This window comes from Blastocatellia bacterium, from assembly GCA_035275065.1.
Lineage (GTDB): Bacteria > Acidobacteriota > Blastocatellia > UBA7656 > UBA7656 > DATENM01.
This window is the reverse complement of the sequence record DATENM010000080.1, coordinates 21,588-42,344: the sequence shown is the minus strand read 5'-3', so window position 1 is coordinate 42,344 and position 20,757 is coordinate 21,588. Positions and strand designations below refer to the sequence as shown.

Here is a 20,757-nt window from a genome sequence, read left to right as displayed (position 1 = left end):
CAGGAATGCTGAATCGATCTAATGCTGAAAGAACGGTCCTGGGGCTTTCGCTGGCGCTGTTATTTGCTGCCGGCCTGTTCGCGTCCTGCACCTCAAAGTCGCAGACGCCCGGGCCGCAGGACTGCGCCAAGGTAAGCGACCGCCGCCTGACCAGAGACTTTAAGAGACGAGTCAGGGCAGACCGCCAGTTCGACGAACAGCGCAGGCACATCAACGTCAATATCAGAGACCGCGTCTTGACGCTGGAGGGTCGCGTGTCCAGCGCGGACGCCCGCGCCACGCTCGAAAGATACGCCCACGAGCTGGGCTGCGTGACCAAGGTGGACATCCGCCTGACCACCCAAACGTTGGTCGGCGGCTGCGCGCCGGGGCAGAAGCTTTGCGGCGACATCTGCATTGACCGGACTTCACAGTGTAATATCATTTACTAATCGAGAGCCGCCCCGGCGTGTTGTCCGCTGGCGATTGGATGAGGCGGCGAGTCGGTGTGTGGCAGGTAGCATTTGATGGGCGGCATGCCGGCGTTGATCTTCACGCGCAGTGGCGGCGACCTGGAAGTGTGGTCAGGCACTCAGACACTGTTGCTCGGGCGGATGGGCCATGCCAGCGATTGACGGCGCAAGAAGCATAACCAATTAATGGCAGTTTCTGCCATTAATTGGTTTAAGAGACAGCGGCAGGTCAACTCGTCGGCTGAAGAAGAGCGGAGGGGACAGGATTCGAACCTGCAAGAGTTTTTAGCTCGGCGGTTTTCAAGACCGCTGCCTTACCGTTAGGCTACCCCTCCCAATCGATCACGCGGAGAGTATAGGTGAGGCCGGCGGCTGATTTCAAGGTAAGCGTTGGCGACCGTCGCCCAGGCAAAAAAATGACCGAAGGGTCACTCGGGCGAGTTGGCCTTCGGTCGTTCTGCGTCCCTTCAATGGTTGTGTCCCTCAACCAGAGAAGAAGAGGAGGTTATTTGACAGCCACAATCCAAATTCCCTCATGGTTGCCGAGTTGGCGCGACTATATCAAACGTCCATACCCTAGAGAATCACTCTTTTTGCGAAAGCAAAATAAAGTATCATTTATTCCCGTTATTCAACTCTGGTTTTGCTGACTTGCAAAAAAATAAGCTAGCTTTTCTTAACCACCCCCCCTCAACACTCAGTGAGATTGCCTGTTTCCCTGAGAAGTTACTTTAACTTAGCCGGGCCGATGCCATCTGCGGAGCCAGCGGCGAGGCGAAGCAACCGTCAGGCGCAACCAACATCCAAGCGCCCGGCGACCACAAGGCCGGTCGCGGGGCGCACGGCCTGCCCGTTCGTGACCGGGGGGCAGCCGGGCGTTTGCGCTTCTGGCCTTGTAATCGCTGTGTTATGATTCGCGCGACCGAACGCCGATTCGACCTGCTCGACACAGGAGAACTCGCATGAAGATTGCCGCCCTTCTCAAGCTCTTGCTGGCCCTGCTACTGGCCGGCTGTCTTGCCACCGCGCCGTTGGCGGCGCCGCGCCATGCCTGCCCCGCGCCGCTGCCCGCCGTCGCCATTCAACAAGATGATGACGACGATGAGGGCGTAACCTTCGACACACTGCTGCCGGCGGACGGCTACACGCTCTATATCGAAGCGCGCAACATCGGTGCCCTATTGCGCGCGGCGGATTTTCGCGAAACCTTTGAGCCGATCTCGCCCCTGCTGGAACAGATGGGTGGAGCGGTAGAATTCAAGCTGGTGCGGCTGGTGATAGATAACGCCGACCGCCTGCAACGCTCACGGGTCATGTTCGCGCTCAACCCGACAGATACATCGCTGCCGAGCACGCTGCTCGCCTTCGAGTTGGAATCCGAAGACGAGGCGGAAACGTTTGTGGCGAAGGTGCAAGAGAGCATGGCACCGCTCGCCCCGGCGGCGCGTAAGAGCAGCCCAGGTCAGGCGAGCGGCGCCGACTCAACCGATCATCCATCAACGACGCCCTCGGTCATTCGGCGCGCCGGTAAACTGGTCGTCCTGTCAAACGTCTCATTCACCTTCAAGGGACTGCATGGCAAGAGTGACCGGCGGATGAGCGGTGACATCAATTTCCGTGCTGCCCGCGATCACCTCTCCAGCGAGCCCCTGTTCATTTATTACGACATCGCACTCAGCGAGCGCCGCAGAGAAGCCGCACTGGCAGCCCTAACGCCAAATACAAATTCAGCGCGAGAAGAGCTAGCGGTCGCCAGGCCGCAAGTCGAGCCGCCGCCCGCCGCCGCGACCTCGCAGGCATCTCATACCACAACGCCCCGGTTGCCGGCGCAAGCGCCCGCCGCCCGCAACAGCAAGACAGTGACACCCGTTCCCCTCCCGCAAGCCGCCAATCAGCCGCCGCGCGCCGAGCAAGACCTGCTCGGCAGCCTGTTCAACCTCGTGTTACCCGGCAGCGGGCAGGTGCAACATAATGACGCTCTGGCGGTGGCGCTGACACTCGAAAACGACGCGCTGGTGGCGCGTGCGTTGTTGATCGGCGAGCCGGGCGCGGCAATTGGCCCTGTGCCGTTTCTGTCGCTGCCGGTTTGTGGCCCGGCATTGTCGTCTGAAGCCGCCAGCTACCTTCCTGCCGACACCGGCATTTTTGTCGTGGCGTCGCTCGACTGGCCGCGCCTTTACGATCTGGTGATCGAGCAAATGCGGACGGCGCCCGCCGCAACAGCTAGCCGCGCCGCGCCCGCTCACCCCGCGGCGGATTTCGAAACGCGCCGTGCCGCCTTTGAGAAAGCTAACCATGCGAGCCTCGCGGACGTGCTGGCGGCGACGCTCGGCAACGAAATCGCCATGAGTGTGCCGGTCAATTATCTGGGCAACACGCCGCTCGCTCGCGTGCCGGTCAACCCACGCGCGGCGACAACTCAGCCGCTGATGCTCATCGCCGTGCGCGACCGCGAAGCGCTCGTGTCAAAGCTGCGCCCGCTGCTCGAAACGGTCGGCGTGCGGCTCACCGAGGCGAAGGCGACGACGGAAAAGGTCGGCGACAACGAGATCACCAGCTACGGCAATCTGGCTTATGCTTTCGTCAACAACTATCTGCTGATGGCGACAAACGCGGCGAGCATCCGCCAGGCGCTTGAAGCCCGCGCCAACAACGCGACGCTCGCGGCCAGTCGCGATTTTCAAAGCTATACGCAGTGGCAGCCGCGCGGCATGGTGGCGCAGGTCTACGTTTCGGCGGCGGTGTTGAAAGGACTGTTCCCCGACCCCGCGCAAAGAAATGAGCTGATGAAGAACGAAGCGGTGAAAGAATTCCTGGCGCGCTATCGCTTCGATCCAGAGCCGATCACCTATGCGGCGAGCGCCGAGGGCGTCGGCGGGCAATACGAGTTGCGCATCCCGCGGCGTCTGCTCATGCGCTTTTTCGCCGAGATTGCCGCAACGGAGCTGGCTACGCGCATCCCGCGCAATGAGTTTGTCGCCAGGAGCTTTCTAGATTCGATTAAAGAACAGGAGAAGCTCTACAAAAAGCAACATGGCCGCTATGCCACCCTGGACGAAATGATGGCCGACCAGCAAGGGGCAGAAGACAAAGAGCGATTGCAGGGCCTGACCATGGCGAGAGACATGATCGAGCGCTACGGTTACAAGTTCGAGATGACGGCTGCGGCGGGCGGCTATGAAGCGATGATGATGCCGCTAGAGTACGGAAAGAGCGGGCGGCTGTCGTTTTACCTGGATCAGGGCGGCGTCGTTCGCGCCGGCGATCATCAAGGCAAGGCGGCTTCGAGCGCCGACCCGCCGACCAGTTCCAAACAAATTTATTGAAGCGGCTTTTCTGTAAAAGGTATTACGAAAGCCCCGGCGTGGCAGTCAGCGCGCCGGGGCTTTTTCGTTCGGCTTTGCCGGCGGGTTGATCGGCTTCGCCCGGGCAAGCGACAGGCACAACCGGCGCAATTGCGAAACCCGTTTCAAACGTGCGGTCACGGCTTTCGCTGACATATCAACTTTCATCGTCGTCCTTCAATCGCTCAATGTCTTCGATGTCCTGCGCACTCGCCCTCAATGATTTTAGCGCAATCAACCCGCCGCGCGATACAACGCGCAACGTGCCGGCTTCCCATGCGCGCTCAGTGCGAGAATCCCAGGCGTTTTCGATTTGTGGGGTGACGAGCAAGCAATCGAGCATCAGCAGATCGCCAGAATCTGGATCGATCTTCGACAGGCGACGAATCTCGACTGCGCCTCTGGCAAACATCATCGGCTGCGCTTCAATCACGTAGCCGAGTGGTTGCACAGCGACTTTGACGCGCTCGAAGTCATCTCCAACGATCAGCAGGTCAATATCAACGGTGGCGCGCGCCAGGCCATACACGGCCATCGCAAGCCCGCCGCACACCGCGTAATCGATCTGACGCTGGCTCAGCGCGCCGATGATGGCTTTGAATTCGTCGTACAGATCAAGCATCGCGCTGCCCGCTCGCGGCTTTCGCTCAGGCGATCTTGCGCAGGCCCAGCCGGTAGAGCAGCTTCATCAGCGACTTGAAGCGCTGCTCCCAGGCGGGCGTGTAGGGGAACCACCACCAGTCGCTCTTCAGCGGCAGCAGGTCCCAGTTGACGTGCTTCAGCCGCGTGAACTCAAACAGCCCGGCGTCGCCGTGAGTCACACCGAGGCCGCTCTCTTTGACGCCGAACCACGGCGTGCGCGCCGCGCCATGCGTGTAGATGGCATCGTTGATAATCACCGTGCCGGCTTCGATGCGGCGCGCCAGGCGGCGGCCTTTCTCGTTATCCGCTGTCCACACCGACGCCAGCAAGCCATAGCGCGTCGAGTTGGCTTCGCGGATGGCCTCTTCTTCGTCTTTCACCACCTTGATCGGCAAGACCGGCCCGAAGGTCTCTTCGCTCATCACCTTCATGGTCTGATCGACGTCGACCAGCACGGTCGGCTCGAAGAAGTAGCCGCCGAGGTCTTCACGCCGCCGCCCGCCGGCTAGCACCCGCGCGCCGCGCGCCACCGCATCGCCGACATGCTCGATGACCGTATTCAACTGCTGCTCGTTGGTCAGCGGGCCGACATCGGTTGAACAGTCCGACGTGGGACGCCCCAGCCGCAGCCGCTTCACTTCATCAACGACAGCGGCGATGAAGCGCTCGGCCAAAGGCTCGACGACGTAGAGCCGCTCGACCGACGCGCAGACCTGGCCGCAGTTCATGAACGCGCCCCAGACCGCGCCCTTCACCGTTCGCTCAAACGGCGCGTCGTCGCAAACAATCATCGGGTCTTTGCCGCCCATTTCCAGCACCACCGGCAGCAAGCGGCGCGCTGCCGCTTCGGCGATCTTACGGCCTGTGCTGACCGAGCCGGTGAAAAAGATTTTATCCACCGCCGCTTCGACCAGCGCCGCGCCCGTCGTGCCATCGCCCTGCACGACTTCGAGCACGCCTTCGGGAAAGCCCGCCGCCGCAAAGAGCCGTTTGATCGCGTCGCCGACCAGCGGCGTATGCTCGGACGGCTTGAGCACAACGGTGTTACCGGCCATCAACGCCATGACGATCTCGCCAACCGGAATCGAGAAAGGAAAATTCCACGGGCTGATGACGCCGACGACGCCGAGCGGCTCGCGCGAAATCAGCGACCGCTTGTTGCGAAAGACCGCCAGCGTGAAGCGTTTGTGGCGCAGCAGCTTCTCGGACTTCATGGCAAAGTGGCTCATCAGGTCGCTGACCATGAAGACTTCGGTAGTCAGCGCCTCGAATTCCGGCTTGCCGGTTTCGTCGGAGATGATGCGGCAGACCTCTTCCTTGCGGTCGTAGAGGGCGCGGCGCACTTTCAAAATGTAGCGGGCGCGGTTGCGACACGAGAGCGCCGCCCATGCGGGCTGTGCGGCGCGCGCCCGCGCCACTGCCGCATTGACCTCGTCCGCCGTGGCGATAGGAAAGCGCGCCAGTTCTTCGAGCGTCGCCGGGTTGAGCGAGACGATCTCTGCCGCGCGCGTGATGGTCATGGGGAGTTTTGCAGTCATCAACGATTCCTCGGCTACGGCAGCAGCTTGATCGAGAACTTCGCCGTCTCGACGAGCGCGCCTTCACGCGGCTGCATCGGCTCGCCGGGGCGCGTCGGCTGGACGTTGACGACGCGGCCTTTCAACAGGCTTTCAGACACGGCAGACGCGATGCGGTTGCCGGCCACGTCGTAGTCGATGCGCGTCGTGCCGTCGCCCGCGCCGCTGAGATTGACTTCGATTTGTGCGGCGGGAATGGCCAGCCGTGTCGCGCCTTCCTGACGCAGCGCCAGCGCGCCTTCAATTACCGCCTGCCCGCCATTGACCGCCGACAACTTGTAGACGGCTTGCGCGGACTTCGGCACATCCGACAGGGCGGCTGCCGAAATGTAGCCATAGTTACCCGCGGATTCGACGCCGGAACTATTCCCCCAGCTCTGCCCGACTTCGACCGCCGCCGCGGGTGCCCAATCGAGCATGCTGAAGAGCAGCTCGGCCAGCCCGGCCTTCGCCGCTTCGACAGGGATGGCACACTTCACGACGCGGTTGTTTGAATCCAGCGCGAATTCGATCTTCTTGCCGACGCCGTTCTGAAAAACCCCGGAGGTCTCGGCGCCGTTGACCTTTAAGCGCGCGTCGAGCATCTCGATGACGGCTTCGTAATAGACCAGATCGCCCGCCGCCGCGCCGGCGTCTGAGGTGAGCGTCTCCCGCGTGTAGGGCGAGCCGTGGCCCGCGGTCGCCGATTGAGCGCCCGCCGACTGAGTGGCGAGTTGCGGGGCGGCGACGCCAGCACGCAGCAACACGGTGGCGTTCAGCTCGCGGCTCTGTGTGCCGCTGATGCCATTCGCGCCAGCCGCCGTGATCTCAGTATTGACCTCGGCGATCAGGCGGTAGCGCGCTTCCTGCCCCGGTTTCAGTATGGGCCTGAGCGATACGCCGCCGGATTGCGCCGGGGCGCTCACCGAAGCCAGCAAGATGGCAAACGTAACCGCAACCACTTTAATCCAATCTTTCATTTTGCTCCTCGTGAATGAATTGATTAGTGAACTCGCTTACGGGCGCGGCGGCGGTAGCTGTGTGCCGCGCGGGCGGTTGTAAGGCGAGCTGGGCAGCCATGCCGGCATCGCCTCCTGATTCGCCACGCGCAGGCCGGTCAGCAGACCGATGACCGACAGTTGCTGTGCGCCTTTCCAGTTCCAGTCTTTCTGAATCGTGTCGGTCGCCATGTGATAATCGGAGACCAGCCACTTCATCGCCCGCGCCCCGAATGCCGCTTGATCGCCGGCGGGCGCGCTGATCAAGTAAAGGCCCGGCACGCCGCGCTTGAAGAAGGCGTAATGATCCGAGCGATAAAAGACGCCTTCGTCGGGGAACGGGTCGGCGATGATCTCAGCGCCGGTCACGGCAGCGACCTCGGCGACGGTCTTCCCCAGATCGGAATGGTCGAAGCCGTAGTTGACCAGGTAATGCAGCTCGCCCCAGACCTCTGTGCCGATGCCGTCATAGTTGATATTGGCGGCGACCTTTTCGAGCGGCCACGTCGGGTGCTTCACCCAGTGCTCGGCGCCGAGCAAGCCATACTCTTCGCCGGTTACCGCAAGAAAGATGATCGAACGGCGCGGCTTCGCCTTGGCCTTTGCAAAGGCTTCGGCGACGGCCATCAGCTTGCCGACGCCGAGGGCGTTATCCGCCGCGCCGGGGTAGATGGTGCCGTCCGCGTCTACGCCATAGGCGTCGTAGTGCGCCGAGTAGACGACCGCTTCGCTCTTGAGCGCTGCATCCGCGCCTTCCATCACGCCGACGACGTTGCTGCTCGTCGCCTCTTCGCGCTTGAGGCGCACAGCGATGGCCGCCGGCTTATTCAGGTCGCGCGAAACGAATTCCCCGCGCGCCGCTTTCGCCTTCAATTCAGCAAAGCTCGCGCCCGTTCCGGCAAAGAGCTTCTCTGCCGCGGCGTCGCTGATTAAAAGAAGGGGCGGAACTTTGATGGGGAAGGCCGGCGCATCGGCCAGCGCGACGCGGCGGCGCGACAGATAAGTCGCCACAAGGTTGAACGGCTGCGTCGCGCGCGCGGGGGCATAGACAATGACGAACCCGGCGGCACCCGCGCCGATCAGCCGGCCGAACCGCGTCTGCTGGTTGGCAGCCTTCGCCCAGGCCGCGGCGTCGACGTTGTCAGGCTTGCCGTCCAGCACGACGACGATCTTCCCTTTGACATCCATGCCCGCCAGATCGTCGCGCTTGATGTCGGGCGACGCCACGCCGTAGCCGATAAAGGTGAGCGCGCCGCTCGCGTCTTTGCTCGCTTCCTGCGGCAGCGGCGGCGCGACGATGAAGTCGTCTTTATATTTCAGGCTGACGTCGCCGGCCTTAAAGGACGTTTCGGGCTGCACCTGCTCGGCCTTGAACTTGATGGCTTGAAGAAAGCCCGGCTTGCCTTCGCCTTGATCGCCGAGCGGGCGAAGTCCGAGAAGGGCGAACTGATGAGCGATGTATTCGGCGGCGCGGTCGGCGCCGGGCTGGCCTGTGCCGCGCCCTTGCATCTCTTTGGCCGTGAGCGCCACGGTCACCTGGCGGATGGTGTCGGCTTTGACATGCGAGGCGGCTTCGCGCTCTGCCGCGGACAACGGGGGCGCGGCCTTTGCGGCAGCGCTTTGCGCGATAGCAAGCGGCGCGCTGAGCTGGATGACCACGAGCGCCGCGACCAGCGTCCGCCCTGACGAGCGGGCGAAAGAAAATGGCTTCATCTGATGCGTCCTCCGAACAACGATATGCGAAAGGGGCAGAGCTACCACTCCAGCACTTCCGCCTTCGCGGCGCGATCTTTCGCCTTTTGGTCTTCAAAATCGCCCATCTTGCGAAACTTGTCGTAGCGCAAGCGCAGCCGCTCTTCGATTGATAAATCGCTGACCGTGGCCAGGGCTTCGCCGAGCGCCTCGTCAAGCGTCGCGCTCATGGCTTCGGGGTCGGCGTGTGCGCCGCCCGCCGGCTCGGCGATGATGCGATCAATCAAGCCGAACTGCAACAGGTCGGGGGCAGTCAATCGCAAAGCCCGCGCCGCCTCCTGCGCGTGATCCTGATCGCGCCATAGAATGGCCGAGCAGGATTCCGGCGAGATCACCGAATAGATCGCATTCTCCAGCATCATGACTTGATCGCCGACGCCGATGGCCAGCGCGCCGCCCGAACCGCCTTCGCCCGTCACCGTGACGATGACCGGCACGCGCAGCCGCGCCATCTCGCGCAGGTTGTAAGCGATGGCCTCGGCCTGGCCGCGCTCTTCGGCGTCAATGCCCGGATAAGCGCCCGGCGTGTCAATGAAGGCAAAGATGGGGCGGCGGAATTTCTCGGCGATCTTCATCACCCGCAGCGCCTTGCGATAGCCTTCGGGCTTGGGCATGCCAAAGTTGCGCTGCTGGCGCTGCTTGGTGGTGCGGCCTTTCTGATGACCGACGACAACGCAAGGGTCGCCGTGAAAGCGCGCAAAGCCCGTGACTAGCGCCGGGTCGTCGCCGAAGCGCCGGTCGCCATGAATTTCGGTGAAGTCGGTAAACAGCGCCTCGATGTAATCGAGCGTATATGGCCGGCTGGCATGGCGCGCCAGCTTGACGCGATCCCATGCGTCCAGGGTGATGGCGTCCGCCGTTAGATTGGCCGCCTCGGATTCCTGTATGCGGCGATGAATCTCGGCAATCGCCTCTTCGTCGCCGGCCACGGGCTGCTTGGTCTCGTCAGTCATTGGAAAACGGGAATCAGGTGGTCAGGAGTCAGGAGTCAGGAGTCAGGAGTCAGAATAAAAGCCGCGGCTGTTGCCGCCTTCCTTGTTCATTCTGACTTCTGACTTCTGACTTCTGACTCCTGCTCCCCGACTTCTCCTTATCTTGACACTCCTTGTTCGCGATTGCTACATTGCGACCGCGAGTAATTCTTACGGCTCATAACTCAGGAGGTCATCATCTATGGCGATGTTCAATGGTATAGAAGTTCCCGCCGATGGTCAAAAGATTACCGTCGAAGGGGCACAGCTCCGCGTCCCCGATCAACCCATCATTCCGTTCATCGAAGGCGACGGCACAGGCCGCGACATCTGGGCGGCGTCGCGCCAGGTCTTTGATGCGGCGGTCGAGCGCGCTTACGGCGGCAAGCGCCGCATCGCCTGGTACGAAATCTTTGCCGGCGAAAAAGCCTTCAACACCTTTGGCGAGTGGCTGACTGAGGATTCCGTCAAGGCGATTGCCGAATTCGTTGTCGCCATCAAAGGGCCGCTGACAACACCTGTAGGCGGCGGCATCCGCAGTCTTAACGTCACCTTGCGGCAGGTGCTAGACCTCTACGCCTGCGTGCGGCCCGTGCGCTACTTCGACGGCGTGCCGTCGCCGGTGCGTCACCCTGAAAAAGTAGACGTGGTCATCTTCCGCGAAAACACCGAAGACGTTTACGCCGGCGTCGAATTTGTTTCCGGCAGCGAGCGCGCGCAAGAGATTATCTCGCTGTTGAACACGCAGTACGGCTTCAAGGTGCGCCCGGACAGCGGCATCGGCATTAAGCCGATCTCGCCGACCGGGACGAAACGGCTGGTGCGCCGTGCCATCAAGTACGCGCTCGATTTCAACAAGCCGTCGGTGACCCTGGTGCATAAAGGCAACATCATGAAGTTCACCGAAGGGGCGTTCCGCGACTGGGGCTACGAGCTGGCGAAAGACGAGTTCCGCAGCCAGATCATCACCGAGCGCGAGACCTGGATTTTGGGCAACCGCGAGCAGAACGCCGACATCAGCGACGAAGAGAACGCCCGCATGATCGAGCCGGGATTCGATCAGATGAGCGAGAATCAGCGCGCCGCCGTCGTCGAAGAGATCAAGCAGACGATGGCCGCAATCTGGGCGACGCACGGCAACGGTGAATGGCAGAAGAAGCTGTTGATCAAAGACCGCATCGCCGATTCGATCTTCCAACAGATCTTAATCCGCCCCGACGAGTATTCGATTCTGGCAACCCCGAACCTCAACGGCGATTACCTGTCGGACGCCGCGGCGGCGCAGGTCGGTGGCCTGGGAATGGCTCCGGGAGCCAATATCGGCGACAACGCCGCCGTCTTTGAGGCGACGCACGGCACCGCGCCGAAGTACGCCGACCTCGACATGGTCAACCCGTCGTCGGTGATTCTGTCGGGCGTCATGATGTTCGAGCACATGGGCTGGCGCGAGGCGAGCGAGAAAATCGTTGAGGCGCTGACGAAGACCATTCAGCAGAAGCGCGTGACTTACGATTTGCACCGGCAGATGGCGGGCGCGACGAAACTGAAGACCAGCGAGTTCGCTTCGGCCATCATCGAGAATATGTAAGCCACGCGCTGCGCGCGAAGGCAAAAGTAAAAAGGCAAAAGGCAAAAGTGGAGAAGGGATTACGCGTTCCGACATTTTTTTACTTTTTACTTTTGTCTTTTGCCTTGTGATGGTGCCCTCACCCATATCCATTCAAACAAGTAAGCTGTAAAAATATGGCTGAGCCAGAGAAGCAGAAAGTCACGCCCGCCGACGCGGACGAATGCATCAAGTTTGTCACCGAGCATCGGGCAGAGATCGCTCAGGGGCTCTATGACCTTCACCTTGAGAAGACCTGGGCGAAGGCGATAGAAGCCGAAGACCTTTTATTGCTCGCCCGGCATTGCCCGAGCGCCAGAGCGGCGGTCGCGGCGGCAACGAAAGCCGCTGATCTGCTCGAAGCGCTGGCGACGGACACCGACGGCAACGTCAGAGAAGCAGTCGCCGATAACCCGCGGACGCCGGCCAGCAGTTTAGAAAGATTAGCCGATGACACGTTATCCGCGGTGCGCATGGCAGTCGCGGGCAACCTGAGCGCACCGGCTGCGAGCCTTGAAAAGCTCGCGCGCGACGCGGTCAATTATGTGCGCTGGAGCGTGGCGAATAACGAGCAAACGCCATCGGCGCTGCTGAAAGTGCTCGCGCAAGACGCGGATTTTCATGTCCGCAATCAGGCGAAGCAAAATCCCAACACGCCGAAGAGCGGATTCTTTGCGCGATTGCTCGGCAGAAGCTGATAGCCAACGCGACGTATGCTGAAAAACACCTTCTGTCATATCCCCGGCATCAGCCCAATGGCCGAGCAGCGTCTCTGGTTATCGGGCATTGACTGCTGGGACACGGCTCTGAATACGGAGCCGGCCGCCTTGCCGGGCCGCGCCGCCGCGGCCTTTTCTGAGCACCTGTGGGAATCGCTGCTGCATCTTGAAAGTAATAACCCGCATCACTTCGCGGCGTCGCTGAAAGCCAATCAGCACTGGCGACTGTTCCCCGAATTCCGCCACACCATCGCCTACCTTGACATCGAAACCACCGGCCTCGGTTATGGCGATTCGATCACGACGATTGTGATTTACGATGGCCGCCGCATTCGCCATTACGTGCAGGGCGATAACCTCGACGACTTTAAGCGCGACATTCAGGAGTACGCCACCGTGGTGACTTACAACGGCAAGTCATTCGACGTGCCCTTCATCGAGCGCTTTTTTCGTACGCGGATGCGCCACGCGCACATTGACCTGATGTATGTGCTGAGGAGTCTCGGCTACAAAGGCGGCTTGAAGGGCTGCGAGCGCCAACTCGGGCTTGATCGCAAAGAGCTGGCCGATGTGGACGGCTTCTTCGCCGTGTTGTTGTGGAATGAATTCAAGCGCACGAAAGACACCCGCGCGCTCGAAACCTTGCTCGCCTACAACGCCACAGACGTGGTCAACCTTGAAGCCCTGCTGGTCAAGGCGTACAACCTGAAGCTGCGCGAAACGCCTTTCTATCAGAGCCATCAGATCGCCGCGCCTGGGCTGCCGGCAATTCCCTTCAAAGCCGACTCCGAGACGATTCAACGGCTCAAGCACAACACCGCGTTCAGCTACTACGGCTGGCGCTAATTCGGGCACATATTATTCTCCTTGTCCGCGTCAACAACGTGGCGGATAATAGGCGGCATGAGCTACGACCCGGACTTCGAAAAGCGGTTCAATAATGCGATGGCCACCATCATTGAGAACCAGGCGCGCATGAACGAAATCCTCACGCAAATGACGGAACGGCAGGATCGTTTCGATAAGCGACAGAAACAGGTCGATGAGCGGCAGGATCATTTCGATGAGCGAATGCGCGGCATTCAGGAAGCCATCGCGGGGCTGATTCAGGTGGCGCGGCTGAACACCGAACAGATCGAGAAGCTGGTTGAGGATCAGAAGACCACGCGCGAAAACTTGAACGCCCTCATCCGCGTCGTGGAAGGTCACATCTCAAACCATTCGTAGCGCCGCAATCAAAGCGTGACGCGCCGCGCGAAGGCGCGTCACTTCCCTTGCATCACTTTCCAGCCAGCATGCGTTCGATGGCGTCATAGCTGGCGTCGAGCGCGGCGTCGAGCTTCTCAGGCTCCGAGCCGCCGCCCGTAGCCATGTCGGCTTTGCCGCCGCCTTTGCCGCCGACCAGCGCCGCAATCTCGCGAATGATCTGCCCGGCGTTCAAGCGTTTCGTCAAATCATCAGTGACGCGCGCCACCAGCGCCGCCTTGCCGTTATTGGCCTGGCCCAAGACGACGACGCCGCTCTTGAGCTTTTGCGACAGCACGTCGGCCAACTGGCGCAGGGCGTTGGCGTCCAGATCGTTGACGCGACGCGCCAGCACTTTGACGCCGCCGACCTCGCGCGCCGCTTCGACCGCCTGCGCGGCCTCCGATTGCGCCACCTTTAACTTTAATTGCTCAAGCTCGCGCTCGTAGCGCCGCACCTGCTCGACCAGCTTATCAACCTGCGCCGGAATCTCTTCGGCCCGCGCTTTCAAGCGGTCGCTCACCTGCTTGATGATCTGCTCGTCGGTTTGCAAGCGCGCCACCGCCGCGTCAGCCGTGATCGCTTCCAGACGGCGGACGCCTGCCGCAATCGAAGCGTCGCTGGTGATCTTGAACGGGCCGATGTCACCGGTTGCATGAACGTGCGTGCCGCCGCAAAGCTCTGTCGAAAAACCAGGCACACTGACGACGCGCACCTCCGCGCCATACTTCTCGCCAAAGAGCGCCATCGCCCCCGACGCCACCGCTTCTTCAAACGGCTTGACATCGGTCTCGACGTCGCGGTTGTGCAAGACTTCGTAGTTTACCAGCCGCTCGATCTCGCCGATCTCGTCTTCGCTAAGCGGCGCGTAGTGCGTGAAGTCGAAGCGCAAGCGGTCAGGCGCGACCAACGATCCGGCCTGCTTGACGTGCGGGCCCAGCACTTCGCGCAAGGCGGCGTGCAAGAGGTGCGTGCCCGTGTGATTGGCCTTGATGCGGCGGCGGCGCTCGGCGTCAACGCGCGCCGTCAGCAAGTCGCCGACGCTCAGTTCGCCGTGCTCCACTCTGGTCTTGTGCAGGGTGTAGCCGCTCGTGACCGAGTAAGTGTCTTCGACGGTCGCCAGCACGTTTTCGTTTTCCAGGACGCCGGTGTCGCCGACCTGGCCGCCGGCTTCCGAATAAAACGGCGTGCGGTCGAAAATGATTTCGCCGGTCTGGCCTGCGACGAGCGACGATGGGCTATTGTCGCCGATGACGATGGCCAGGACGCGGGCGGCGGTTTCAGTCTCCTTGTAGCCGGTGAATTCCGTGCGCGGCAACGCTTCGGTGACCGTGGCGTAAATCTCTTTGGCGCGACGCGCCGCCGAATGGTCGGCCATCGAAGCACCGCTCTGTTGTTGCAGCTCGCCGAGCGCCGCGTCGAACTGCTCGTTGAACGCGTCTTCTTCCATCTCGACGCCGTGCTGGCCCAACACGACGCGGATCAAGTCGCGCGGCACGCCATAGGTGTCATAGGTGCGCGCCAGCTCCATCATCGGCGGCGCGGCCGGCGTGTAACGCTCGAATAGCTCGACAAGCCGCGGCTCACCGATGGTCAGGATGCGGCTGAAGCGTGTCTCTTCGCCGCGCACCGTCTGCTCGATCAGGTTGCGCGAGGCGATCAATTCGGGATACGCCTCGCCCATGAAATCAACGACGAAGCCGGCGACCTTATCGAAGAACGGCGACTTCAAACCCAGCCCTTTCGCGCCGTGATAGATCGCCCGCCGCATGATTTTGCGCAGCACGTAATTACGTCCGACATTGCCGGGCGCGATGCCGTCGGCAATCGCAAACGCCGTCGTCCGCGCGTGGTCGGCCAGCACGCGCATGGCAAAGCCCTCTTCCGAATCGTAAACGTAATCCTTGCCACAGAGCCCGGCGATGACGTCAATGATAGGCCGGATCAGGTCGGTGTCGTAATTCGAGGCGACCCCCTGAATCACTGCCGTGACGCGCTCAAGCCCCATGCCCGTATCAACCGAAGGCGCGGGCAGCGGCGTCAACTCGTACTTGTCGCCGACCTTCGAGCGATTGAACTGCATGAAGACGAGGTTCCATATCTCCATCGTCGTGTCGCCGACGCCGTTGACCAGTTCGGGGCGGTTGTGCTCGGGGTCTTCCGGGTGCGGCCCCTGGTAGTAATGAATCTCCGAGCATGGCCCGCACGGCCCGGTCTCGCCCATCTGCCAGAAGTTATCTTTGCGGCCAAAGCGCAGGATGCGCTCGCTGGGCGCGCCGACCTGTTCCCAGTAGCGCACGGCCTCTTCGTCGGCAGAGACTTCCGCGTCGCCCTCGAAGACCGAAAACCACAGGCGTTGCGGGTCGAGCTTGAACTCGTTGACCAGCAAGTCCCAGGCGAAATAGATGGCTTCTTTCTTAAAGTAATCGCCGAACGAGAAATTGCCGAGCATCTCGAAGAAAGTGTGATGCCGCGACGTGCGGCCCACTTCGTCAAGGTCGTTATGCTTGCCGCCGGCGCGCACGCACTTCTGCGACGACGCGGCGCGCTTGTAATCGCGCGGCTCAAGGCCGAGAAAAACGTCCTTGAACTGGTTCATGCCGGCGTTCGTGAATAACAACGTCGGGTCATTGGCAGGCAGCAAGGGCGAGCTGCGCACGACGCGATGGCCGCGCGCCGCAAAATAATCGAGGAATTTCTGTCTGATCTCTTGTCCGGTCATCATAGTCGTCTTCTTTAATGAAAGTCGAAAACCAGATTATAGCAAACGCGCAAGGCAGTTCCCATTGCGCCTCGCGCTGACGCACCGCCGGCGCGACAGCCGATGGCCCGGCAACTGGTTTTAGGCGGGATGGATTACGAGTCGGAGAGCGAAGAGAAGGCGGCTTCTTCGTCCTTGATGCGCAACAGGTCGAGCATCAGCCCCATGTTGCTGCCGGCCTGGATGGTGCGCGGGTATTCGGTCTCGGATTTGTTGAAAGTGAAGCTGCCTTCGGTGACGTCGAGGAATTTGATGAGCGCATCCTGGCCGACCGCGCCGGGCAATTGCGCGCCGACGATCCGGCCATCGTTGAAATGAATCTCGCCGGCGGCGACCACCGAGGCGATGACCAGCGCGCCGGTCAGGTGATTGTTCTCGATGATCTGGATGACGTCAAACAGGCTGACGATGGCGAAGTTGCCGGTCAACATGTACTGCGCGGGAGCGGCGGGCGCAGGCGGCGCTACGGCGGCCGGCGCGGGCGCAGGCGGCGCTACGGCGACTGGTGGGGGCGCAGGCGGCGCAGGCGGCGCGAGCGGTTTGCCCTCGATCAGATGTTCGAGCAGGGCGAGATGCTCGGGCCGCACATTGACAAACTGCACGCCCATGCCCATCTGTCGCAGGCTATAGCGCACGACCCCCTCGGTTTCTATGAGCTGGTCTTTGACACGAAACTTGAGCGTCAGTTGGGTGCCGGGCGCGTAGTTGATCATCGAATCGATGAACGCCCCGGTGATGCTGAGATCGGTGATGCGCGTGGCCATGCGGCTGATCCCCGCGCCCTCGCACTCGACCTCGCAGATGTAGCTGATGCGCTTAGCTTCGCGCCGCTCTTTCCCAAGATTCATGAAATACCCACTTCATCACTCATCACTGACATCGGCCCGAAGCTCGCTCAGCTTGCGAACGATCAGATCATAGCCGAAGCCGAGCCGCATCAGGTGATCAAACAACCGCTTGGCGCTCTGCCTGTCGGTGGGGCGACCGTGCAGCCGCAGGCGCTTGGCGAGGGCGCGGTCAATCAAGGCTTCCTCGCTCGTTTCCTCATAAGCCGTGTCCAGGGCGCGGTCAATCGTCTGCCGGGCGACCCGTTTTTGGGTTAGCTCGCGCGCCAGCCGCTGCCGCCCGACGGGCCGCGCCGTCAGCCGGTAATTCGCATAGCTTTCGGCAAACGTCGCGTCGTTGACGTAGCCTAGCTCTTTGAGCTTGGCTATGCACTCGTCAACCAGTTTCGCGTCAGCCCAGGGCTTGGCCAGCAGCCGCTCGCGCAACTGCGCTTCGCTGCGTGGCCGCGCCCCCAGAATATTCAACGCCCTTTGAAAGATCCGTTCGCGGAGTTTTTCAGGCGAGACCGCGCGCCGTGACTCCGCCTCGCCGCCGCGCGCCTCTTTCGCGCGCGCCGCGTGGTTTATCGCGTCACCTGTTCTGTGCCTTCTAAAAGCCAATTGACAAACTGCTTGGGCTCGGGCCGGTTGGCGTCAAGCGACGCGGTGCCCGGGCGCTTGCGACCGCGCTCCATCTCTTCGCGCGCCTGCTCGGTAACCGACCGGATGCCGGATACTCTCAGCTTGAACTCGTCGGCATTGGTCGCGCCATTGAGCGCCTCTTCGTATGTTATCAAGCCGCGCGAATAGAGATCAAACAACGACTGGTCAAAGGTCTGCATGCCATACTGCGAGGTGCCCTGCGCAATGGCGTCGCGGATCAAGGCCGTCTTCTCGCCGTGGATGATGCAGTCGCGGATGTAAGGCGTCACGATCATCACCTCGACCGCCGGCACGCGTCCCTGGATCGGCTCGGCAGCGCGCAGCAGCCGCATGGAAACGACGGCGCGCAGCACGCTCGCCAGTTGCAGGCGGATCGCCCGTTGCTGGTGCGGCGGGAAGACCGAGACGACGCGGTTGACCGTCTCGGTCGCGTCGAGCGTGTGTAACGTAGACAACACCAGGTGGCCGGTCTCTGCCGCCGTCAGCGCGGTCTCGATGGTCTCGTAATCGCGCATTTCGCCGACCAGGATGACATCCGGGTCTTGCCGCAGCGCGCCGCGCAGGGCTTCGGAAAAGCTGCGCGTGTCGACATCGATCTCGCGCTGATTGACATAAGACTTCTTGTCGCGGTGGAGAAATTCAATGGGGTCTTCGATGGTGACGATGTGGCCGCTGCGCACGCGGTTGATGTAATCGATCACCGCCGCCAGCGTCGTGGATTTGCCCGACCCCGTCGAGCCGGTGACCAGCACCAGTCCGCGCGGCTCGTCGCCGATCTTTTCGATGACCGGTGGCAGGCGCAACTCTTCCGCCGTGCGCACGGTCGTCGGGATGACGCGCAGCACCATGCCGACCGTGCCGCGCTGCTGAAAGATATTGCAGCGGAAGCGGCCCAGCCCCGACACGCCGTAAGCGATATCGACTTCGCTCATCTCGCTGAAGCGCTGCTTCTGGCGGTTGTTCATGATCGAGAAGGCCATGTTGAGCGTGTCTTCGGCAGAGAGTCGCTGCGCCTCGACCATGGGCATCAGCTCGCCATTGATACGCATAAAGGGAAAGCTGCCGGCTTTGATGTGCAGGTCGGAAGCGCCCTTGCTACATGTGATCGTCAGCAATTGATCTATACTCGGTGACATCAGCTATCGCCTCATGAAAGCTCATCCGATTAACAGATGGAAACGCGGGGACAACGGTAAGCGACTGTCGGGTGACAGATAGGCGGAAACGCTCGAAACCGACGGGCGAATCCGATTGGCGGATGAATCAAAGGGGCAGCCGCCGAAGCGGGCCGACGAAGGCATGGGCCCGACTTTCAGCAGCGCCATTATAAGCGCAAGCCAAAAGCCGGACAATAGTAATGATGGCGAAACGCGGCGACGCGGGGACCGGGGCGACGCGGCGACGCGACGAGGGAAAAATGCGGAGACGGTTCGCGAGCTTTCACTTCGCCGCGTCGCCGCGTCGCCTCGGTCCCCGCGTCACTTCTGTCCGGGCGCGGTGAAGCGCACTTCTTTGCCATTGCTCGACAGGCGCTTGATGGTATAGCTCAGCACGCCTTTGCCGTCGTAATCGAAGGCGTAATTGCCCTGATCGTTGGGCGCAAGCTGCGCCGGCGTGACCGGCACGTTGATCATTTCGGTATCGCCGCCGGATTTATTCAACTGCACGTCGAGCGCCAGGTTTTCGAGCGCATCATTCGAGATGTTCTGCACAGCGCCTTTCGCATGCACCAGGTTCTTATCGGTCTCGGGCACGCGTGAAGGGAAGATCATCGCCTTTGGCTGCGACGAGGTCGCTTCGTTCGGATCGATGCCACGCGAGCGCGCGACCCAGGAGTTGACTCGTTCGTGAACCGACGGCACGAGGAAGTAGGCCAGCGCCGCGCCGCCAAAGACCAGCAGCGCAATCGCCAGCAGGATCAACCCGCCGCGCCCGCCTTCTTTATCCACTTTCCCATAGTCTGTGAGCGCGCCAATGCCAATCTCTTCGCGCGACCTCGCAGGCGTGCCTAGCACGAGCGGCCCCTGGCCTCTCTCCGTGGGCAGGCCCAGTACCGCGCCCGCGGGTCGCGAGCGATTGGCGGTCGCAGCCGTCACCGTATCCCAGACCTGACCGCCGGTCGGCGTGCCTGCGGCGCTTGAGTCGGGCGCAGCGGTTTCGCTGTCGCGATCAAGACGCGCAGCGCGGTCGGAATAAAGCGGCGCGGTCGGCTCCGGTCGCGGCGGTTCGTGAGGTAGATCACTTTTCGCGGCTGGACGGTCGGCGGGCGGGCGCGGCAGTTCGTCTGCCGCGGCCTGAGGCCGTGCGCCGAGCAAAGCCGTCTGCTCGCGCGGCGTGATGGGGCTGATGACCGGCGGCTCGAACGGCTCGCGTGATTTATGAAGCGGCTCGACTGTGGGCGGCTCGAAAGCGGCGCGCGGCGGGCGTTGCTCGACTCGCGCCTCGTGTAGTGGCTCGACCACAGCGGGCGGTGGCTCGACCACAGCGGGCGGTGGCTCAATCGGCGGCGCGGCGGGCGGGCGCAATTCAGCCGTCGCCTCGGTCGGCTGCGGCGACTCGATCTCGCCTAGGCCGGACCAGACCTCTTCATCAAACGGCACAGCTTCGTCGGTTGCCGGCGTCTCGGCGACTTCGGCTTCAGGCGCGGGCGGCTCGGGTGGGGCAGGCGGTGCGGGTGGCACGGGCGAATAGCTCGAAAGCACTTCCGTAGCGCGCCCCTCACGCGCCGGCAAAGAGGGGCTACTGATCAACCGTGTATGGCGCTCATCATCGGTGACGGGCGCAGATGGCGAGCCTCCCAGCAATTCGGTCGCCGGCGGCGCTTTGGCCGGCGCGGGTGGCGCGACTTCTTCGGCCTGAGGCGCGACGTCGAGGGCCTGAGGCGTGACATCGAGCGGCTCGCTGGTAAGCAAGCGCGTCTCGCCGGCAGGCGCACCCGGCACGGGCGTCGTCTCTATTGCGGCCTGTGAAGTATCGCTCACAGGCGGCGGCTCAACAAAGAGGCTGCTGCGCGTCATGCTCCAATCGTCTTCGGTCTTGCTGCTCGACCGCAGCTTGCGGACGAAGTAAACCAGCAGGACGATGGCCAGCACGAATAACAGTGACGCAATGACGATAACCTTCTTCGACAGCGGCGCGGCTTGCAGCCAGATCAAGAGCACGAATAGCATCTCATTCTTCCTCTCTAACTCTGAAGTCTATCCCCGAATCTAGCGATTTTATCG

The 20,757-nt window shown here is 62.0% G+C and carries 17 protein-coding genes and 1 tRNA gene; 6 read left to right on the top strand and 12 right to left on the bottom strand.

From position 1 onward, the window contains the following. The first annotated feature begins 5 nt into the window (after positions 1–5). Complete coding sequence (locus tag VJ464_18190; protein HKQ07065.1) at positions 6–431, top strand: BON domain-containing protein; 426 nt, start codon at positions 6–8, stop codon at positions 429–431. A gap of 273 nt (positions 432–704) precedes the next feature. Here the strand turns inward: VJ464_18190 and VJ464_18185 are convergent. Next, positions 705–787 (bottom strand) — tRNA-Ser (locus VJ464_18185). Positions 788–1,414: 627 nt separating this feature from the next. Between VJ464_18185 and VJ464_18180 the strand changes: the two genes are divergently transcribed. Then, entirely contained in the window at positions 1,415–3,778 is a 2,364-nt protein-coding gene (locus VJ464_18180; GenBank protein HKQ07064.1) for a DUF3352 domain-containing protein, read from the top strand. 45 nt (positions 3,779–3,823) lie between these two features. Here the strand turns inward: VJ464_18180 and VJ464_18175 are convergent, their stop codons facing one another. The 6 genes from VJ464_18175 to VJ464_18150 are packed head-to-tail and all read right to left on the bottom strand — an operon-like array spanning position 3,824 to position 9,697. Then, positions 3,824–3,952: a hypothetical protein gene (locus VJ464_18175; protein HKQ07063.1), complete on the bottom strand. Its 129-nt coding sequence runs from the start codon at positions 3,950–3,952 to the stop codon at positions 3,824–3,826. Between the two features lies 1 nt (position 3,953). Further along, positions 3,954–4,418 (bottom strand): hypothetical protein, encoded by a 465-nt coding sequence (locus VJ464_18170; GenBank protein ID HKQ07062.1) that lies wholly within the window; start codon positions 4,416–4,418, stop codon positions 3,954–3,956. Positions 4,419–4,443: 25 nt separating this feature from the next. After that, positions 4,444–5,976, bottom strand: a complete 1,533-nt coding sequence (locus VJ464_18165; GenBank protein HKQ07061.1) for an aldehyde dehydrogenase family protein — start codon at positions 5,974–5,976, stop codon at positions 4,444–4,446. 14 nt (positions 5,977–5,990) lie between these two features. Continuing rightward, the gene (locus VJ464_18160) at positions 5,991–6,974 is read right to left on the bottom strand and encodes a hypothetical protein (GenBank protein HKQ07060.1); all 984 of its coding nucleotides are present in this window, start codon (positions 6,972–6,974) and stop codon (positions 5,991–5,993) included. Between the two features lie 36 nt (positions 6,975–7,010). After that, positions 7,011–8,705 carry a M28 family peptidase gene (locus tag VJ464_18155; GenBank protein ID HKQ07059.1) on the bottom strand — a complete coding sequence of 565 codons (1,695 nt, stop codon included), beginning with the start codon at positions 8,703–8,705 and terminating at the stop codon, positions 7,011–7,013. A 41-nt stretch (positions 8,706–8,746) separates the two neighbouring features. After that, positions 8,747–9,697, bottom strand: a complete 951-nt coding sequence (locus tag VJ464_18150) for an acetyl-CoA carboxylase carboxyltransferase subunit alpha (GenBank protein HKQ07058.1) — start codon at positions 9,695–9,697, stop codon at positions 8,747–8,749. Between the two features lie 226 nt (positions 9,698–9,923). Between VJ464_18150 and VJ464_18145 the strand changes: the two genes are divergently transcribed. The 4 genes from VJ464_18145 (at position 9,924) to VJ464_18130 (ending at position 13,267) form a co-directional block, all read left to right on the top strand. Beyond that, on the top strand, positions 9,924–11,303 hold the full coding sequence (locus VJ464_18145) for an NADP-dependent isocitrate dehydrogenase (GenBank protein ID HKQ07057.1): 1,380 nt from the start codon (positions 9,924–9,926) through the stop codon (positions 11,301–11,303). A gap of 155 nt (positions 11,304–11,458) precedes the next feature. Next, positions 11,459–12,019: a hypothetical protein gene (locus tag VJ464_18140; protein HKQ07056.1), complete on the top strand. Its 561-nt coding sequence runs from the start codon at positions 11,459–11,461 to the stop codon at positions 12,017–12,019. A gap of 15 nt (positions 12,020–12,034) precedes the next feature. Continuing rightward, positions 12,035–12,886: a ribonuclease H-like domain-containing protein gene (locus VJ464_18135; GenBank protein ID HKQ07055.1), complete on the top strand. Its 852-nt coding sequence runs from the start codon at positions 12,035–12,037 to the stop codon at positions 12,884–12,886. A gap of 57 nt (positions 12,887–12,943) precedes the next feature. Continuing rightward, the gene (locus VJ464_18130; GenBank protein HKQ07054.1) at positions 12,944–13,267 is read left to right on the top strand and encodes a hypothetical protein; all 324 of its coding nucleotides are present in this window, start codon (positions 12,944–12,946) and stop codon (positions 13,265–13,267) included. A gap of 52 nt (positions 13,268–13,319) precedes the next feature. Here VJ464_18130 and alaS read toward each other — a convergent pair whose 3' ends face one another. From alaS to VJ464_18105, 5 genes are all read right to left on the bottom strand, one after another. Continuing rightward, positions 13,320–16,010, bottom strand: coding sequence for an alanine--tRNA ligase (gene alaS / locus VJ464_18125; GenBank protein HKQ07053.1), 2,691 nt, complete (start codon positions 16,008–16,010; stop codon positions 13,320–13,322). Positions 16,011–16,141: 131 nt separating this feature from the next. Continuing rightward, entirely contained in the window at positions 16,142–16,894 is a 753-nt protein-coding gene (locus VJ464_18120) for a DUF4388 domain-containing protein (GenBank protein ID HKQ07052.1), read from the bottom strand. 15 nt (positions 16,895–16,909) lie between these two features. Beyond that, complete coding sequence (locus tag VJ464_18115) at positions 16,910–17,356, bottom strand: regulatory protein RecX (GenBank protein HKQ07051.1); 447 nt, start codon at positions 17,354–17,356, stop codon at positions 16,910–16,912. Positions 17,357–17,454: 98 nt separating this feature from the next. Next, entirely contained in the window at positions 17,455–18,669 is a 1,215-nt protein-coding gene (locus VJ464_18110; protein HKQ07050.1) for a type IV pilus twitching motility protein PilT, read from the bottom strand. Positions 18,670–19,011: 342 nt separating this feature from the next. Next, positions 19,012–20,703, bottom strand: a complete 1,692-nt coding sequence (locus VJ464_18105; protein HKQ07049.1) for a hypothetical protein — start codon at positions 20,701–20,703, stop codon at positions 19,012–19,014. Positions 20,704–20,757 lie beyond the last annotated feature (54 nt).

Excerpts from the sequence above, each read along its gene's own strand:
- VJ464_18190 (HKQ07065.1), top strand. The coding sequence starts at position 6 with ATGCTGAATCGATCTAATGCTGAAAGAACGGTCCTGGGGCTTTCGCTG.
- VJ464_18180 (HKQ07064.1), top strand. The coding sequence starts at position 1,415 with ATGAAGATTGCCGCCCTTCTCAAGCTCTTGCTGGCCCTGCTACTGGCC.
- VJ464_18175 (HKQ07063.1), bottom strand. The coding sequence starts at position 3,952 with ATGTCAGCGAAAGCCGTGACCGCACGTTTGAAACGGGTTTCGCAATTG.
- VJ464_18170 (HKQ07062.1), bottom strand. The coding sequence starts at position 4,418 with ATGCTTGATCTGTACGACGAATTCAAAGCCATCATCGGCGCGCTGAGC.
- VJ464_18165 (HKQ07061.1), bottom strand. The coding sequence starts at position 5,976 with ATGACTGCAAAACTCCCCATGACCATCACGCGCGCGGCAGAGATCGTC.
- VJ464_18160 (HKQ07060.1), bottom strand. The coding sequence starts at position 6,974 with ATGAAAGATTGGATTAAAGTGGTTGCGGTTACGTTTGCCATCTTGCTG.
- VJ464_18155 (HKQ07059.1), bottom strand. The coding sequence starts at position 8,705 with ATGAAGCCATTTTCTTTCGCCCGCTCGTCAGGGCGGACGCTGGTCGCG.
- VJ464_18150 (HKQ07058.1), bottom strand. The coding sequence starts at position 9,697 with ATGACTGACGAGACCAAGCAGCCCGTGGCCGGCGACGAAGAGGCGATT.
- VJ464_18145 (HKQ07057.1), top strand. The coding sequence starts at position 9,924 with ATGTTCAATGGTATAGAAGTTCCCGCCGATGGTCAAAAGATTACCGTC.
- VJ464_18140 (HKQ07056.1), top strand. The coding sequence starts at position 11,459 with ATGGCTGAGCCAGAGAAGCAGAAAGTCACGCCCGCCGACGCGGACGAA.
- VJ464_18135 (HKQ07055.1), top strand. The coding sequence starts at position 12,035 with ATGCTGAAAAACACCTTCTGTCATATCCCCGGCATCAGCCCAATGGCC.
- VJ464_18130 (HKQ07054.1), top strand. The coding sequence starts at position 12,944 with ATGAGCTACGACCCGGACTTCGAAAAGCGGTTCAATAATGCGATGGCC.
- alaS (HKQ07053.1), bottom strand. The coding sequence starts at position 16,010 with ATGATGACCGGACAAGAGATCAGACAGAAATTCCTCGATTATTTTGCG.
- VJ464_18120 (HKQ07052.1), bottom strand. The coding sequence starts at position 16,894 with ATGAATCTTGGGAAAGAGCGGCGCGAAGCTAAGCGCATCAGCTACATC.
- VJ464_18110 (HKQ07050.1), bottom strand. The coding sequence starts at position 18,669 with ATGTCACCGAGTATAGATCAATTGCTGACGATCACATGTAGCAAGGGC.
- VJ464_18105 (HKQ07049.1), bottom strand. The coding sequence starts at position 20,703 with ATGCTATTCGTGCTCTTGATCTGGCTGCAAGCCGCGCCGCTGTCGAAG.